Source organism: Vibrio sp. 10N.247.310.98 (assembly GCF_041467395.1).
GTDB lineage: Bacteria > Pseudomonadota > Gammaproteobacteria > Enterobacterales > Vibrionaceae > Vibrio > Vibrio crassostreae_C.
In genome coordinates this window covers 14,795-31,047 of sequence record NZ_JBFSUL010000013.1, presented here as the reverse complement: position 1 = coordinate 31,047, position 16,253 = coordinate 14,795, and the positions used below count along the sequence as shown (strand labels likewise).

Annotated in this window: 11 protein-coding genes; 8 read left to right on the top strand and 3 right to left on the bottom strand. The window is 43.8% G+C overall.

Annotated elements, in window-relative coordinates; all coding sequences use genetic code 11:
• Window positions 1-87 precede the first annotated feature (87 nt).
• The 3 genes from AB6E78_RS07545 (at window position 88) to AB6E78_RS07535 (ending at window position 3,696) form a co-directional block, all read left to right on the top strand.
• A complete protein-coding gene (locus AB6E78_RS07545) occupies window positions 88-807 on the top strand; it encodes a FadR/GntR family transcriptional regulator (RefSeq protein ID WP_017072471.1) in 720 nt (239 codons plus the stop codon).
• A 283-nt stretch (window positions 808-1,090) separates the two neighbouring features.
• Window positions 1,091-2,953, top strand: a complete 1,863-nt coding sequence (locus tag AB6E78_RS07540) for a DUF294 nucleotidyltransferase-like domain-containing protein (RefSeq protein WP_017069961.1) — start codon at window positions 1,091-1,093, stop codon at window positions 2,951-2,953.
• Window positions 2,953-3,696, top strand: coding sequence for a 3'-5' exonuclease (locus AB6E78_RS07535; protein WP_229647044.1), 744 nt, complete (start codon window positions 2,953-2,955; stop codon window positions 3,694-3,696). Before AB6E78_RS07540 ends, AB6E78_RS07535 begins: the two co-directional genes overlap by 1 nt.
• A 134-nt stretch (window positions 3,697-3,830) precedes the next feature.
• Here AB6E78_RS07535 and AB6E78_RS07530 read toward each other — a convergent pair whose 3' ends face one another.
• The gene (locus AB6E78_RS07530; RefSeq protein WP_372112953.1) at window positions 3,831-4,580 is read right to left on the bottom strand and encodes an oligogalacturonate-specific porin KdgM family protein; all 750 of its coding nucleotides are present in this window, start codon (window positions 4,578-4,580) and stop codon (window positions 3,831-3,833) included.
• Between the two features lie 1,032 nt (window positions 4,581-5,612).
• Window positions 5,613-6,224 carry a toxin-antitoxin system YwqK family antitoxin gene (locus AB6E78_RS07525; protein ID WP_017061462.1) on the bottom strand — a complete coding sequence of 204 codons (612 nt, stop codon included), beginning with the start codon at window positions 6,222-6,224 and terminating at the stop codon, window positions 5,613-5,615.
• Window positions 6,225-6,733: 509 nt separating this feature from the next.
• Here AB6E78_RS07525 and AB6E78_RS07520 point away from each other — a divergent pair.
• Window positions 6,734-8,506 carry a sodium:solute symporter family transporter gene (locus tag AB6E78_RS07520; RefSeq protein WP_171733577.1) on the top strand — a complete coding sequence of 591 codons (1,773 nt, stop codon included), beginning with the start codon at window positions 6,734-6,736 and terminating at the stop codon, window positions 8,504-8,506.
• A gap of 85 nt (window positions 8,507-8,591) precedes the next feature.
• Entirely contained in the window at window positions 8,592-10,208 is a 1,617-nt protein-coding gene (locus AB6E78_RS07515; protein WP_372133540.1) for a polysaccharide lyase 6 family protein, read from the top strand.
• Between the two features lie 166 nt (window positions 10,209-10,374).
• Here AB6E78_RS07515 and AB6E78_RS07510 read toward each other — a convergent pair whose 3' ends face one another.
• Window positions 10,375-10,887: a peptide-methionine (S)-S-oxide reductase gene (locus AB6E78_RS07510; RefSeq protein ID WP_372133543.1), complete on the bottom strand. Its 513-nt coding sequence runs from the start codon at window positions 10,885-10,887 to the stop codon at window positions 10,375-10,377.
• Window positions 10,888-11,126: 239 nt separating this feature from the next.
• Between AB6E78_RS07510 and AB6E78_RS07505 the strand changes: the two genes are divergently transcribed.
• The 3 genes from AB6E78_RS07505 (at window position 11,127) to tnaA (ending at window position 16,135) form a co-directional block, all read left to right on the top strand.
• On the top strand, window positions 11,127-12,239 hold the full coding sequence (locus AB6E78_RS07505; RefSeq protein WP_372133546.1) for a YcjF family protein: 1,113 nt from the start codon (window positions 11,127-11,129) through the stop codon (window positions 12,237-12,239).
• Window positions 12,226-13,902: a GTPase family protein gene (locus AB6E78_RS07500; protein WP_372057151.1), complete on the top strand. Its 1,677-nt coding sequence runs from the start codon at window positions 12,226-12,228 to the stop codon at window positions 13,900-13,902. Before AB6E78_RS07505 ends, AB6E78_RS07500 begins: the two co-directional genes overlap by 14 nt.
• A 760-nt stretch (window positions 13,903-14,662) precedes the next feature.
• The gene (gene tnaA, locus AB6E78_RS07495; RefSeq protein WP_372133549.1) at window positions 14,663-16,135 is read left to right on the top strand and encodes a tryptophanase; all 1,473 of its coding nucleotides are present in this window, start codon (window positions 14,663-14,665) and stop codon (window positions 16,133-16,135) included.
• The last annotated feature ends 118 nt before the right edge of the window (window positions 16,136-16,253 follow it).

Here is a 16,253-nt window from a genome sequence, read left to right as displayed (position 1 = left end):
ACGTTATTCTGATGCTGTGTTGGTGAAGATATAAATCAGTGCTATAGTCCGAGTTAAATAATACATATCTAATCGGTAAGTAGACACATGGCTGGCTCTTTCAATTCTATTTCAGGCTCTAAGCGAAGCCTTCATGTGCAAGTTGCACGTGAAATCGCCCGTGGTATTTTGTCGGGCAATTTGCCTCAAGGTTCTATTATCCCTGGTGAAATGGCTCTGTGTGAGCAATTTGGTATCAGTAGAACAGCATTAAGAGAAGCGGTTAAGCTTCTGACTTCAAAAGGCCTATTAGAATCTCGTCCTAAGATCGGTACTCGCGTTGTTGACCGTGCATTCTGGAACTTCTTAGATCCACAATTGATTGAATGGATGGACGGTTTGGCCGATACAGACCAATTCTGTCATCAGTTTTTGGGTTTACGCCGCGCGATTGAACCAGAAGCGTGTGCTTTAGCTGCTCAGTTCGCGAGTGCAGAACAACGCATTGAGCTGTCTGGTATTTTCCAACAAATGGTAGAAATTTCTAGCGAAGAAACGCTTGATCAAGAGCGTTGGCTAGATATCGACATGAAGTTCCATAGCCTGATCTTCAATGCAACAGGTAACGACTTCTATCTTCCATTTGGTAACATCTTAACGACCATGTTTGTTAACTTTATTTCTCACTCTTCTGAAGAGGGAAGTACTTGTATTAACGAACACCGCCAGATTTATGAAGCAATCATGGCAGGTAATAGTGACAAAGCACGCCACGCGTCAGCAAGTCACCTGTTAGAAACAAACCACAGATTACCAGCCGCTAGTTAATTGTTTTCACTGTTATTTTAGCTTTGATCGTTTTGCATTATCGACGAGAGGGCATTCTCGTAAAACTAGGGTAGTCAAAGTTAAAATTACGGTTATTCAAAAGCTAATTTCAGCAGTGACCTCTAAAAAGCACGTTTGATACGTGCTTTTTTTGCATCCAAATTTGATGAAAACCTGACTGGTGTCCAATATTTAATCTATTATTTGCTGTTTCGTTAAAAGCACTAGTAACCAGTATTTTAAGTTATATAATAATACTAATTAAATTATTGTGAGTGTGATTATGCCCCAGTCTCTACTGCCAAATATTCTTCAATTCATAGGTCAAATCGACCCATTCGATAAGATCCCTAAACAAGCACTTCGCGAACTTGCCTCTAACGTGCAAATTACTTATCTCGGCAAGGGAGATGTGGTCGATTTGTGTGAGTCTGGGAAGGAAAAATCGCTCTATATCATTCGAACGGGCTCTATGGAGCAACGAAAATCGGATGGTGTGCTTCGTGCCCGTCTAGGCAGTGAAGATTTGTTTGGCTTTACGTTCTTAGATTCTGAAGTCAACGACGAAAAAGGCTATAGAGCTGTCGCAATCGAAAACACCTTACTTTATGTGATTCCACACTCGGCACTTCAAACGCTTTTCAAAGCCTTTCCAAGTTGCGCAGAACACTTTGCTTCACAGGCGCAGGTTCGCTTGAAGTCGGCACTGGATGTGGTCTGGTCGAATAAAGAGAAAGGCCTGTTCATTCGTAAAGTTGAGGAAGTGGCAAGCGGGCAGGTGGCAATTGTTAAGTCTGAGCAAACCATCCAGTCGGTTGCGGTTGAAATGCTTCATCAACGCTCACCGTGTGCCGTGATCTATGAAGGTGAAACCATTGTTGGTTTGATCACCGACCGAGACATGACTAAGCGAGTGATTGCCCACGGCGTGAGTACTGATAGCCTGATCTCAGAGGTAATGACGCACTCTCCACTTACTGTAAAACCGGATGATCTGGTGCTGCATGCGGCCTCTATCATGATGCAATTTAATATCCGTAACTTGCCCGTTGTGAAAGAGAATAAGGTCGTTGGTCTTCTTACTACGTCTCATTTGGTTCAAAACCACCGTGTTCAAGCGATATTCTTGATCGAGAAAATCAAATACGCGGGCAGCGTGAAAACCATGTCTTCGTTCACCTCAGAGCGACAAGCTATTTTTGAAGCGCTGGTGGAAGGTAAAGTGGCGCCTGAAACCGTCGGCAAGGTAATGACCATGATTATGGACGCCTACACCCGTCGATTGATTCAAATAGCGATTGATAAGTTAGGCCCACCACCGTGTGATTTCTCTTGGATCGTAGCCGGATCGCACGCACGTAATGAAGTGCACATGTTGTCGGACCAAGACAGCGCGATTGTTCTTGCTGACGATGCAACCGACAGTGACCGTATTTACTTCAAACACTTAGCGATGATGGTGACCAACGGCTTAGCAAGCTGTCACTACCCATTATGTCCAGGTAAATTCATGGCTGCGACGCCAAAATGGTGTCAGCCACTCAGTGTATGGAAGCACTACTACAAGAAGTGGGTGGCTAACCCAGAGTACGAACGCTTGCTTAATATCAGTGTGTTCCTAGAAATTCGTACTATCTACGGCAACAGTGAGTTCGAAGGTATTCTGCGCGATGAGCTGCATAGCAATATTCGCGGTAACCGTGAGTTTTTAAGCACGCTAGTGAAAGACGCGGTCAATACCAACCCGCCACTTGGCATCTTCAATAGCTTAGTGCTAGAGAAGTCAGGTGAGAATAAGAAAACGTTGAACGTGAAGAAGTACGCGATCAACTTGATTATCGACTTAGCGCGTATTTATGGCCTTGCTGTGGAGTGCGATTTGTCGGCGACTGACGAACGTTTCGCTGCTGCCAATGAAAAAGGCATGCTGAGCGACGATGCATTCAAGAACATTCTGGGTGCTTACCAGTTCATTCTCTCTTTCCGTTTTGGCCATCAACTTGAAGCGCTGAAGAACGGGGATGTGCCTGACAACAACATCAACCCAGATAGCTTTGGTAGCTTTGAGCGTAAACACTTGAAAGATGCCTTTAGGATCATTGCTGACCTTCAAGAAGCGGCGAAAATTCGTTTCGGAGCACGTTAATGAAGCTATGTTCAACTAATAAATGTTTAAAACGAATGCTAAACTATTTTCACCCGCTTGAACGAATTAAACGCAAGCGTAAGCAATATTTGGGTACGGTTAAGCTGCCAGAAGCGTTACATGATCTGGTAGAACAGCCTTGTCCTGAAATGACGGATTTGGCCAAAGACAGCGACTATATCGTGTTGGATCTCGAAACCACAGGCTTAGACAGCGAACAAGATCTTATCTTGTCTATGGGATGGGTCGATGTGGTGAAAGGACGAATCGATTTGGCTTCTGCCAAGCATATCTACCTGAACAATGATTCTCAGATTAACGCTGAAACTGCGGTGATTAACCACATCACACCACAGATGCTGGAAGAGGGCGCATCTATTCATGATGCGATGCTCACTTTCTTCGAAGCAGCGAAAGGCAAGATTATCGTCGCGCACGCGTGTGTAGTCGAAGAGAAGTTCATTAGCCAATACCTTCTTCGCTGCTACGGTTTAAGAGCGATTCCTCTGCTTTGGCTTGATACCTTGTGTATTGAGAAAAGCATGGAGAAAGCGATCAGCAATCATGAAGAAGTCGATTTAACCTTGGCAGGGACTCGCGAAAGGTACGGGCTTCCTGAGTACAACAGCCACAATGCATTAGCCGATGCCGTTTCGACAGCGGAATTGTTTTTGGCTCAGCAGAAGCGAGTTGTGCCTAACGATAATGTGACCGTTGCCTTTCTCTATCGGATTAGTCACTAGGAAAAAGAGCTGCAAGTGCGCGGCTCTTATTTTACTGATTTTAAAGGAAAAAAAGCCAGCGATTAAGCTGGCTTTTGTTTAGGTCTTAGAAAATTAGGACAGTAATTATCTTAGATTATTCATGTAGCTATCGATTAGAAGCTGTAAGTAATACCTACACGGCTACGCAGTTCACGAGTCGCTTTAGTTGATGAAGTGCTCACATCACCAAACTCTACATATGGTGCCCATTGACCCATAATATGGCGAATGCTTGCGTTCAACTCGTAGTTGGTATCGTCGTTGTCGTAGATGTCATAGCCATCAGCTTTGTAGTAGTTACCTTCTAGACCAAAGCGCCAGTTTTCCATTGAGTAGTTAACGTTTGCCGTTAGACGGTGACGACGTTGATTAGAAACGTTTTTATCAACCGTGATTGGAACACCGTCACTATCAACAATAACATCACCATTGTCATCGAATTGATACTCTGAGCTGCTAGTGTTCTGTCTCATATCGTAACGGTAACGAGCACTTAGGCTTAGACCATCAACGCTATCCACTTTGTATGTTGCACGAACTTGAGGCTTGTATGTAACGCCAGATTCACGACCTTCAATTGGCATACCGTAAGTCATTGTCCAGTTATCGTTTAGTACATGACGGTAGTTTAGACCAAGCTCCCAACCATTGTTCTTCAAATCTTCCATGAATTTACCGTCTTCTCCCTTGAATTTCGCTTCGATATCTACAAGGAAGTTGCCAATGCTATCGCCAAGTTTTACACGAGTAGCGTGTTGATCTGTATGACTCTTGTATTCGTGTCTCATATCGAAAGACGCAGCAGATACAGAGCCAGCAGCGAGTACAGATGCCACAGCAATCACGATTTTAGTTTTATTCATGGTATTAATTCCATATTTATAGGTTGAGTATTGGCCATAATTACAAGCCAAATAGAGTAGTTCTTGTCTTAAATGCATTTTGTTTTTGAAATTATTTCTTGGTTATTTCAAATTTATTTTGCATTTAAATAATACAAATATGGTAGCGATCCGAGGCGTGATGATCTGTGAACTTGATCGTGTTGTTAGGACAAAACCACTATTTACAAAGGGTTACAAAATCGAGTTGTTTCGTTAAGTTGATGTTTTTTAGTGATTTGTTTGGCTGTTGATAATGGTTTTGAAGAGTTTTGTTCATCAATAAATGTGCGCTACAGCAAAAAATTGAACCTTTAGATATCATTTTTATTTGTAATACATTATTATTTACTAACTTTCTGTAGCAATACATAACTTTGCTGTGTTGATTGCATGAACAGACGGTGTGAAGCCGAATAAGTAAGAGTGGTCTTGAAGCTAAATGGATTAAATCCAACCGCTTTAAGAGCATGAGGCATTTACTTGAGGTGATTTAAAGCTCAATCAGAGAAGGTTTGAAATGTAGTAGGCAAGGTAGTGACATAGCCTGCTATATAAGTATGAACTGGGTTCGAATCGTTACCCGTTGTTCTCATCAGCGACAAAGAAGAAATCGTTGAAGTGCTTGCGAAAGTATTTTGATTATTGCTCCCAACTATTCTAATTATAACTTCTGCTTTCATCTAGAAAGGTAGGAGATGGTAGTCGAAGATCTACCCTTGCGCTCATGTTGATACAGGCAACATGAGCGTTTTTTTATTTGAAATTTGAGTAGAGAGTCGTGTGCGGCTCAATAAGCGTGTAAACCGCGGCTTAAGAATAGGCTTTTAGGTTGATGACAACACGCTCAAGTGAGTCTGTTACAGCATCAAAGCCACGAACATTCACGCTTAATCACATGAATGTTCGTTTCCCTTCTCTTCTCTTGTCTCTTAGTTGCAGACGTGTAGCTGCAAACTTTAACAGCAGGCGTTTAGTTATATCAAAGAGCTCCGTGAGAGCTGTTCTTGAGGCTTAGCTTTCTGTAGGCATCCACACCTGTTTAGAGGTGACTTTGTGATCTTTAAAGGTCAGTTCTTCAACTTTGTCACCGTTAGTATTCCAGCGAGTAAGTTTTCCGTTCGCGACTTCACCTTCATCAAACTTCGCTTGGCTGGCCTTATTACCGTTCGGGTAGTAGTCCGTTACCAATCCATCTTTTTGTCCGTCGCTGTATTCAGCTGTCAGGCTTTGTTCCCCATTGGGATACCAGCGAGAGGCGGTGCCTGATAGTTCATTGTCTTTATAATTGAGTTCTGCTTTTTTCTGTCCGTTTGGATACCAGGTTTCAGCTTTGCCTTGCAGTTCACCTTTTACGTAATTCACTTTAGAAGCGACTTGGCCATTCGGATACCAGTTAGTTTCTAGCCCAAGTTCTAAGCCATCGGCAAACTGAGCTTGGGTCGCGACTTGGCCGTTATCGAACTTCTCTTCAAATTGACCAGTGAAAGGTTTTGAATGGTTTACTTGGTAAGCCACGCCTTTACGCATCTGTAAGTAGTCAACAGCATCTTCACGCGGTGTTGCTGCATAGCTCATAGAAGATACCGTACTAAGAGCAATTAAGATTGGAACGTATTTCTTCATAATGACACCTTTTTATTGGACGGGGAAAGTGTAACGGGTGTGTTAAAAGCATTTCACTTCCGTGTATCCCTGTCAGTATCTAATAGTGGTTTTCAAGTTTTCATTATTGGCTGCCTAATATAGGGAACTTTTAAAAGCAAATTATCGATCTTATTTGTACTACAAATATATTGGTTTAATTCATTTTTATAAATTATATCTAACGATATTTTTGCTGCTCTTCTTTAAGCTTTGATCGTCAAGAATAATAGTTTTTAACGATGAATCTTCGATTTTTAGAGACTTTGTTCATGTTTTTCGGGGTTTTGGTCGAAATTTAGTGCGGATAACTGCACTGACTTGAGGAATTGCGCTCCTAGGTGGTGCAACTTTGAACTCGATCACTTGTATGATTAATTGAGTGTCAGACTGTAAGATCATTGTCACGCATTTGGATTATTGTAGTACAAATATACTTGCCATTTATTTATAGTGACCTCAACAAAAAAACATAAATAAAAGGTCTAACGATGGAACTCAATACCCTGATAGTTGGCATCTACTTCCTATTCTTAATTGCGATAGGGTGGATGTTTCGAACGTTTACAAGTACGACAAGTGATTACTTCCGTGGGGGAGGTAATATGCTGTGGTGGATGGTAGGTGCAACCGCATTTATGACCCAGTTCAGTGCTTGGACATTTACTGGTGCAGCAGGTAAAGCCTTTACCGATGGCTTTGCCGTAGCGATTATCTTCATCGCGAACGCATTCGGTTACCTAATGAACTACCTTTACTTCGCTCCGAAGTTCCGTCAACTGCGTGTTGTGACGGTAATTGAAGCGATTCGTATGCGTTTTGGTAAGGTGAATGAGCAAGTATTTACTTGGTCTGGTATGCCAAACAGCGTTATCTCTGCAGGTATTTGGTTGAATGGTCTAGCAATCATCGCATCGGGTATCTTCGGCTTTGATATGACAACAACGATTATCCTAACGGGTCTGGTTGTACTGATTATGTCAGTGACGGGCGGCTCTTGGGCGGTAATCGCATCTGACTTTATGCAGATGGTTATCATCATGGCAGTAACGGTGACATGTGCAGTCGTTGCTATTTACCACGGTGGCGGTGTTACGCAGATCATTAGCGACTTCCCAACGGATTCGTTCATCACGGGTGACAACCTTAACTACATGAGCATCTTCAGCATCTGGGCTGTGTTCATCTTCTTAAAGCAGTTCAGCATTACCAACAACATGCTTAACTCTTACCGTTACCTTGCTGCAAAAGATTCAAACAACGCACGTAAAGCAGCACTGCTTGCTTGTGTACTAATGACGCTTGGTCCAATCATCTGGTTCATGCCTTCTTGGTTCATGGCTGGTCAAGGTGTTGATTTAGCAGCTGCTTACCCAGAAGCTGGCAGCAAAGCCGCTGACTTCGCTTACCTTTACTTCGTTCAAGAATACATGCCTGCAGGTATGGTTGGCCTTCTGATTGCCGCTATGTTCGCAGCAACAATGTCTTCAATGGACTCAGGTCTAAACCGTAACTCGGGTATCTTCGTTAAGAACTTCTACGAGCCGATTCTTCGTCCTAAAGCGACAGAGAAAGAGCTAATGGTTGTTTCTAAACTAACGTCTACCTTCTTCGGTATCGCGATCATCTTGGTTGCTCTGTTCATCAACTCTCTTAAAGGTCTGAGCCTTTTCGACACCATGATGTACGTGGGCGCATTGATCGGCTTCCCAATGACAATTCCAGCATTCTGTGGCTTCTTCATCCGTAAAACACCGGATTGGGCAGGTTGGGGCACGCTAGTTGTAGGTGGTGTGGTTTCTTACTTCGTTGGTTTCGTTATCACTGCGGACATGATTCAAAACTGGTTCGGTCTAAATGAACTAACTGGCCGTGAGTGGGCTGACCTGAAAGTGGCTATCGGCCTTATCGGTCACATCATATTTACTGCTGGCTTCTTTGTTCTTTCAACACTGTTCTACAAGCCTCTTGCTGAGCACCGTGAGAAAGACGTAGACAAGTTCTTCAACAACCTAGCGACGCCACTAGTTGCTGAAAGTAATGAACAGAAGAAACTGGATAACAAGCAACGTCGTATGTTGGGTTCACTTATCGCGGTAGCGGGTGTGGGCGTAATGACTATGTTCGTACTGCCAAACCCAATGTGGGGACGCATGGTATTCGTTCTGTGTGGCTTGATTGTGTTCTCTGTTGGTCTGTTACTTGTTAAAGCAGTCGATGACAAAGTCGAGCAACAAGACGAAGTGACTCCAGCCGAAGGCTAATTTAATACGCATCCTAAATAACATCACGGCCACCTGAACGGGTGGTCGTCATTTTTATAATCCAAACTTTAATGTGAGATGTACGATGAACAAAAAACTATTATCGGTAAGCATTATTAGCGCGTTCACACTCGCTTTTGCAACAGGCTGTACAACACAAGAAAAAACAGCACCCGTAGTCAGTGTCGCTGAACAAGCTACGCCTGCTGTTAGCGAAATTGACCGTAGTTACCTATTGAGCAGTGACCGCTTAACAGAGGTAGATGGCGACACTTTAGCCGTTGCTTCGGAAGAGCAAGTGGCTGCGCTTAAAGCACAATTTGAAAACCTAAAAGATGGCGACGAAGTGGTTATCCCTGCCGGTAAATACGCGAACTTAGGTCAAGTGACGATCACGGCGAATGACATCACTATCAAGGCAGAGCAAGCAGGTTCTGCGTGGATCACGGGGTTGATTCAGTTTGAACTGAAAGGCGATGACATCACGCTTGATGGCTTGGTATTTACTGAAGGCGGCCCTAAAGAACGCTTTGGTGCAGTTCGTATGATGGGTAATGGCAATACGCTTCAAAACTCAACATTCTACTACTTCAACCACGATTACACGTACGAGCCAGACGAGCGTCGTTCTGAGTATCCAAAGTACCTTTGGGTATCTCTATGGGGTAAAGACGGCAAAGTCATCAACAACCGTTTCGAAGGTAAGCAAAAACGCGGCACTTTGATTGGTGTACAAAAAGATGACACAGCTGACAACCACCTGATCGCAAATAACATCTTCATGGATCAAAAGCCTAACCAATTCAATGAATTCGATATCAAAGAAGCGATTCGTTACAACGGCAACAGCTGGGAAGCGATCCGTATTGGTGATTCTAAAGCTTCACAGTGGGATTCAAGTTCTAAGTTCGTGAACAACCTGATGATCGATATGGATGGTGAGCGTGAGCTTATCTCGATTAAGTCGGGCGACAACACGATCTCAGGTAATACTATTTTCCAAAGCACCGCGCTTATTTCACTGCGTCACGGAAAAGGCAACACGGTTGAGAACAACATGATTCTTGGCAATGGAAAGCGCCTAACCGGCGGCGTCCGTATCTACGATGAAGATCATGTGATTCGCAATAACTACATTGCAAACACTCGAGGCCGCGATGGTTTGATCGAAGGCAACGCTGACCTACGTGGCGGCATTGTTATTAACACAGGTATTATCGACGTAGCGAATGGTGAGCAGCTAGATCAATCGGTGAAAGGCAAAGAGCTGAACAAGCAGTGGACACCGAAAAACATCACCATCGAGAATAACTCTCTAGTCGACACTGAGTGGGGCATTGTTTACGGCAACCAAAGCCACCGTGTAAGTTTGTTTGACAACGCAGAAGTGGAAGGCATTTATGCGGGCGTTGATGTGGCGTTCAAACACAACGTGGTTGATAACTCGCAATCTCCTGAGTTTGTAAGTGTGCGTGCAACGCAAGACTTCCCATTAGTCGGCGCAACCTACACAGACGAAACTTACGTAGGTCAAGTAACGGATTCTGAACTGATCGAAGGCTACTCGGTTGAGCTACCAAAAGTCGTTGTAGAAAATGGCATTAACGCTTACCAAGGTGAAGGCGCAGACGTGTCTAAACTTGCGGTTGTGACAGCTGAAACAGCGGGTCCAGACTACGTGCTTGAGAATACGACTAAGTAATTTATTAGTTAATGGCTAATGGCTAATGGCTAAAGGTTAATGGCTTGAGCTACCAAATCAATTCACGATAGCTGTCCTGACCATAACACTTAAAAAGCCTCAACAGATAATGTCTGTTGAGGCTTTATCGATCTTAGGTTGTGACTATCTCGATCTTACGTCGTGACTACTGTGATTTATACTTATGCAGCAGATCCCAAGGGATATGGCATAAGTGATGATCTTCAGGAAATAGGCTCAAATGATGCTGGTGGATGTCGTCGCTGGCAACATAATTGGTCAATGGCAACACCTCAACAGCGATACGGTCGGCGTCGTCACGAGAGGCAACATAGTGCTTAGCTTCGGTTAAGTGTTCTGCATTAGTGCTGTATACACCTGTGCGGTATTTCTCTCCGACATCGACACCTTGTTTATTCAAGCTGTAAGGGTCGATAATCTCAAACAAGTGTTCCATCAAAATCGTGACTGACGTGATGTTTGGATCAAACTCTATTTGTACGCACTCTGCGTAGCCATTGTAATCGCTTTGTGTGCCGTCGCTTTGTGTCGCTTTGTTCTCTGTTGGCTGGGCGCTTCCATTAGCACGGCCTGCTTCTGTGCTGATAACACCAGGAACGTACTTAATAAATTCTTGTACACCCCACAAGCAGCCGCCAGCTAAATAAATTTGTTCCATACTTCTCTTTGAGCTCTCTGTGTTTGTTGATGTTCGTTAGGTACCCGAATCAATACGATGATACCCGTACGTATAAAAAAGCGTCTATAAAAATGAGCGCGCAAATAAAAACAAGCGTTTAGGCATTGTAAACCTGTGCGACTGAACAAACATAAGTTTAATATGATTTGTGATTATATAAGTCAGTATTGCTTTGTCATCAACTCGAATCTCAACATCAAGTGAGCGTTACTCTAAACATGTTTGATCAAATAAAAGACTTCATTAATCCGAGCAAGAACCCAGACTTGACTCAGGCTCATGAATATCAGCGCAAGCATCTTCCGACTTTATGGTTGTTGGGTAAAACGGGGGCGGGCAAGTCATCGTTTATTCAAGCGGTGACTGGTGACTCTTCTGTAGAAGTGGGCAATGGTTTTGCGCCTTGTACCATGACGGCGATGTCTTACGAATTCCCACAAGACAAACCCGTGATGCGCTTTCTCGATACCAGAGGATTAAGCGAAGCGAATTATGATGCGAAAGAGGATCTGGAAGAGATTGGCCAGGCAGGTAATGCGTTAGTCGTTGTAATGAAAGCCGACGAACCTGAACAATCCTCAGTGCTTGCGGCTCTAAAGCAGATTAAGAAACAGAAGAAAATTAAACACTTGTTGCTTGTTCATACTGCAGTGTTGTCTTCCAGTGAACCAGATCGAGCAAGGCAGGTTCAGTTCAACACCAACCAAGTAGAGAAGGCTTGGGGTAAAGAGTTTGAATCGGTAGCGGTCGATTTCGAAACGGATGACTCGAGCAATAACGGTGGTTCAGTTTACAACTATGACATCTTGTTAGAAAAGCTGACCAGTATTCTTCCGGTGATCGGAATGATGGTGCAAGACAAAGAACATTCCACGCAAGAAGAAGCCAACTTTGATCAAGTAGAAAACGAAGTGCTTTGGTATGCAGGAAGTGCCGCAGCGAGTGACCTGATTCCGGGTGTTGGTTTGGTGTCGGTACCTGCGATTCAAGCCAAAATGCTTCACAGCTTGGCCAATCAATATGGGGTCGAATGGAATAAGAGAGTCTTTAGTGAGTTGATAGGCACTCTGGGAAGCAGCTTTGCTTTGCAATACGGAATGAAGCTGGGCACTCGACAGTTGATAAAGCTGATTCCAGTTTATGGTCAAACGGTAGGTGCGGTGGCTGCAGCGGCAATGAGTTTCGGCACCTCTTATGGTTTAGGTCGCGCGGCTTGTTTTTACTTCTATCACAAGAACAAAGGTGAAGAAGTGTCTGAACAAGAGATGCAGAAGATCTACAAAGAATCTCTGAAAAAAGGAAAGGCGGCGTCGGGTTATGAAGAAAATTAGAAACCTATTTCGATTACTGGCGGTGCTATCGAGCGGACGCTGGGGCATTGCCCTGATTTCGGCGATCTTCCCAAGCATTATCATGATGGGTTTTGGTGTCTTCTTGGCGATCAAATACGGTTATCTACTCGAAATGTCGATTGCCATTGCCGTGAGTACCTTGGTGTTCACCATTCCTTTATTCATTTCTAGCCGTTCTTCAAGCCGCTCTTCAAATAAAGAGTCTTTCTCGAATAAAGAGAGTGGCGGCCTTGGCGAGGATACTGCTGAAGCTGAATCACAGCATAAAAAAGCTGATATCAACGATGCATTGGTTAAGGCTTCGGCTGATTGGTCTCAAAAAGAACTGTCGATCTGGAATGATTCAAAACACCATGTACGCCAACAATTAATGGTCGACATAGAGTGGGGTAACCTAGACCAAACCGGTTTAGAGGTACTTGAATTTGTTGCGAAAAAGTTTGATAAGAAATCACTCGATTTTTCGATTCCTGAAGGGCTAAAGCTGTTCGAAGAGGTCAGCCGACGCTACAAATTGGTAGTGCGAGAGCATATCCCCGGCATTGAGTATCTCAAGGTTTCTTACATCAAAGCGGGCTACGAAGCCTACGATAAATACGGTGAGCTAGGACAGAAGATCTTCAAAGCGGCTATTTGGGGTAACCACCTTAAAAACTTGTATTTGAATCCACTCAAGGTGATTTCTGATTTAGGACGAGAACAAGCGACAGCAACGATGACAAGGGGTGTGGTTGATGACATGCAATACGCCGCCAAACAAGCCTTGTTAGATGAAGTTGCGGCGGTGGCGATTGACCTCTACAGCGGACGTTTCAGCATTGAAGATGAGGCACTTAAAGTGTCTGATGTTTCTGAACTCGACGAACAACGCTTTGCTCCAGAGCTAGAGCCTGTGCGAATCGTGCTGGTGGGACAAACCAGTTCGGGTAAATCTTCACTTATCAATGCACTCAAGCAAGAGTTGGTTGCAGAAGTGGATGTGCTGCCATCAACCGACACTTCAACGGTGTATAACGCGTTTGTCGACGACAATGATGTTCGCGTTGTTGATCTTCAGGGGCTTGATGGCAATCCTAAAACCGAAGCCTTAATGCTGAAAGAGATGACCCAAGCGGATGTGGTGCTATGGGTGCTTAAAGCCAATCAGTCTGCACGTGATTTGGATAAGCAATTGAAAGATAGATTTGATGCTTTCTATGACGATCCTAAGAACATCTCACGCAAGAAACCGATTGTGGTGTCGGTTGTGAATCAGGTAGACAGATTAAAGCCTGTAGACGATTGGCAGCCACCGTATGACTTAGAGAATCCAACATCGACCAAAGCGAAGATCATTGCTCAAGCGCTCGAATACAATCATATATTGCTGCAAACCGATATCGTGTTACCGCTGGCGATTGCGCCAGAAAAGGTACAGTTTGGTTTAGATACTTTAAGGCAGACGTTGATAGAGCGTATCGCTGACGCAAATAACGTTCAGAGAAACCGCCAACGTTTAGAAGCCATGAAAAGAGGCTCGTCGGTTAAAGGCCAACTGAATAAAGCAGTCAAAGTGGGTAAGAAGGTGGCACCCAGCGTATTGAAAGCGGCGACACCAAAACTGGCTGAAATGGCCATCAAGCAAGCCGTGAAGAAGAAGTAAGTCATTCACTGCGAATACGGTTCTGGTGAGGTTTGAGCCTCATCAGAATTTATCTTTTCTAGATCGGCGAGTTTTGGATCTTGGCTTTATTAGATGATGGCTTTTTTAGAAAACAGCTATCTTCGCCCCTTATTAGAGAGGTGTTGATTTCAAAAGGGATTTGATATTATTAAGGTTCTCGCTGAACTAGTTTAATAGTATATAAACAGCTGTGATTCACATTTTATATAACACGCTATCGTATTTAATCATCATTCTAAATATTGATCACATTTATACTTTTTTAAGCTGTATTTATAAAACAATTGCACTATATTTAAACTTCGGATCATCTTGATTTCAACGTAGGGATATATTGTGAACATGTATCTGAAATGGCAATCAACAACTTGGCTAACCTTGTTAGCTTGGTATACCTTAGATCACCAACTCTCGTTCCACCTTTCTTCAGAGTAGTACCCTCTAGGCGTCACGCGCCAGCAAAGCAGCGAGCTTTGTTTACCTATCAGCAGCTTTGATAACCTTTGAACGTATGAATGTCGCACTTATTATTCCGTGTAGGGTATTCGTTTTTTGTCGTTATCGCTAATTATCTTAGCCTCTGTTTAGGTTTGATTAATAAGTCATTATTTAATTTGTTTATTTTCACTGTTAATTTTCTGTGTATCTTTATACGGAACTATTAATTTAATAGTGAGGACTCGTGACATCTAAAGAAAATACATTTCGACCTGATCGGAATGTATTGAAAGGTATTATTATGGAAAACTTCAAACATCTACCAGAACCGTTTCGTATTCGTGTTGTAGAGCCAGTAAAAAGAACAACTCGCGCCTATCGTGAACAAGCCATTGTCGACGCGGGCATGAACCCATTTTTGCTCGACAGTGATGATGTGTTTATCGACTTACTGACAGACAGCGGAACAGGATCTATCACTCAGCGTATGCAAGCCGCGATGTTAATGGGTGATGAAGCTTACAGTGGTAGCCGCAGTTACAACGCATTGTCGAATGCGGTTAAGGATATCTTCGGTTACGAGTTGACGATTCCAACACACCAAGGACGCGGTGCAGAGCAGATCTACATTCCGGTTCTTATTAAGAAGCGTGAAATGGAGAAAGGGCTCGATCGCAGCAAAATGGTCGCCTTGTCGAACTACTTCTTCGATACAACACAAGGCCACACCCAAGTGAATTGCTGTGTGGCGAAGAACGTTTATACCAAAGAAGCGTTCGATACCTCAGTGAACGCGGATTTCAAAGGCAACTTCGATGTGGTGAAGCTGGAAGAAGCGATCTTAGAAGCGGGCGCAGCCAATGTTCCCTACATTGTGAGCACCATTACTTGTAACTCTGCTGGTGGACAGCCAGTGTCTATCGCCAATCTAAAAGCCGTGTATGAAATCGCTCAGAAGTACGATATTCCTGTGATCATGGACTCGGCACGCTACGCAGAAAATGCCTACTTCATTCAACAACGTGAAGCGGGTTATCAGGATTGGAAAATCGAACAGATCACGCGTGAGTCTTACAAATACGCGGATGGTTTAGCTATGTCTGCCAAGAAAGATGCCATGGTGCAAATGGGCGGCTTGTTGTGCTTTAAAGACGACGCTTTCATGGATGTGTACACAGAGTGTCGAACCTTGTGTGTGGTGCAAGAGGGCTTCCCAACCTATGGTGGCTTAGAAGGTGGCGCGATGGAGCGTCTTGCGGTTGGCCTTTATGACGGCATGCGCCAAGATTGGTTAGAGTACCGTATTGGCCAGGTTCAATACCTTGTTGATGGCTTAGAAGCGATGGGCATCGTGTGCCAGCAAGCAGGCGGTCATGCTGCGTTTGTCGATGCGGGTAAATTGCTGCCTCATATCCCGGCTGGTCAGTTTCCCGCACATGCTTTGGCGTGCGAACTCTATAAAGTCGCGGGTATCAGAGCGGTTGAGATTGGGTCTTTGCTGCAAGGACGCGACCCAGCAACAGGTGAACAACACCCATGTCCTGCTGAGTTGTTGCGCCTTACCATTCCTCGCGCGACCTACACACAAACACACATGGACTTCATTATCGAAGCATTCGAAAAAGTGAAAGAGAATGCAGGACAAGTGAAAGGGCTCGATTTTACCTACGAGCCGCCGGTGTTAAGACACTTCACTGCGCGCTTGAAAGAGGTTGAAACCGTTGAAAAACAGACAGAAAAAAAGAATGAACAAACGCTCGAAGAAGCATTTTAAAATAAAAACATAAGCGAATAGTCACTAGAAACATAATCAAAGGCTCCCTCGGGAGCCTTTTCTTTTTTTGGATGGTAGGGGAGTTAGGCAGTTAAGCCTTTAAGTAGTTAACCCGTTA

Coding starts and splice junctions, on each gene's coding strand:
- AB6E78_RS07545 (WP_017072471.1), top strand. CDS start 88: ATGGCTGGCTCTTTCAATTCTATTTCAGGCTCTAAGCGAAGCCTTCAT.
- AB6E78_RS07540 (WP_017069961.1), top strand. CDS start 1,091: ATGCCCCAGTCTCTACTGCCAAATATTCTTCAATTCATAGGTCAAATC.
- AB6E78_RS07535 (WP_229647044.1), top strand. CDS start 2,953: ATGAAGCTATGTTCAACTAATAAATGTTTAAAACGAATGCTAAACTAT.
- AB6E78_RS07530 (WP_372112953.1), bottom strand. CDS start 4,580: ATGAATAAAACTAAAATCGTGATTGCTGTGGCATCTGTACTCGCTGCT.
- AB6E78_RS07525 (WP_017061462.1), bottom strand. CDS start 6,224: ATGAAGAAATACGTTCCAATCTTAATTGCTCTTAGTACGGTATCTTCT.
- AB6E78_RS07520 (WP_171733577.1), top strand. CDS start 6,734: ATGGAACTCAATACCCTGATAGTTGGCATCTACTTCCTATTCTTAATT.
- AB6E78_RS07515 (WP_372133540.1), top strand. CDS start 8,592: ATGAACAAAAAACTATTATCGGTAAGCATTATTAGCGCGTTCACACTC.
- AB6E78_RS07510 (WP_372133543.1), bottom strand. CDS start 10,887: ATGGAACAAATTTATTTAGCTGGCGGCTGCTTGTGGGGTGTACAAGAA.
- AB6E78_RS07505 (WP_372133546.1), top strand. CDS start 11,127: ATGTTTGATCAAATAAAAGACTTCATTAATCCGAGCAAGAACCCAGAC.
- AB6E78_RS07500 (WP_372057151.1), top strand. CDS start 12,226: ATGAAGAAAATTAGAAACCTATTTCGATTACTGGCGGTGCTATCGAGC.
- tnaA (WP_372133549.1), top strand. CDS start 14,663: ATGGAAAACTTCAAACATCTACCAGAACCGTTTCGTATTCGTGTTGTA.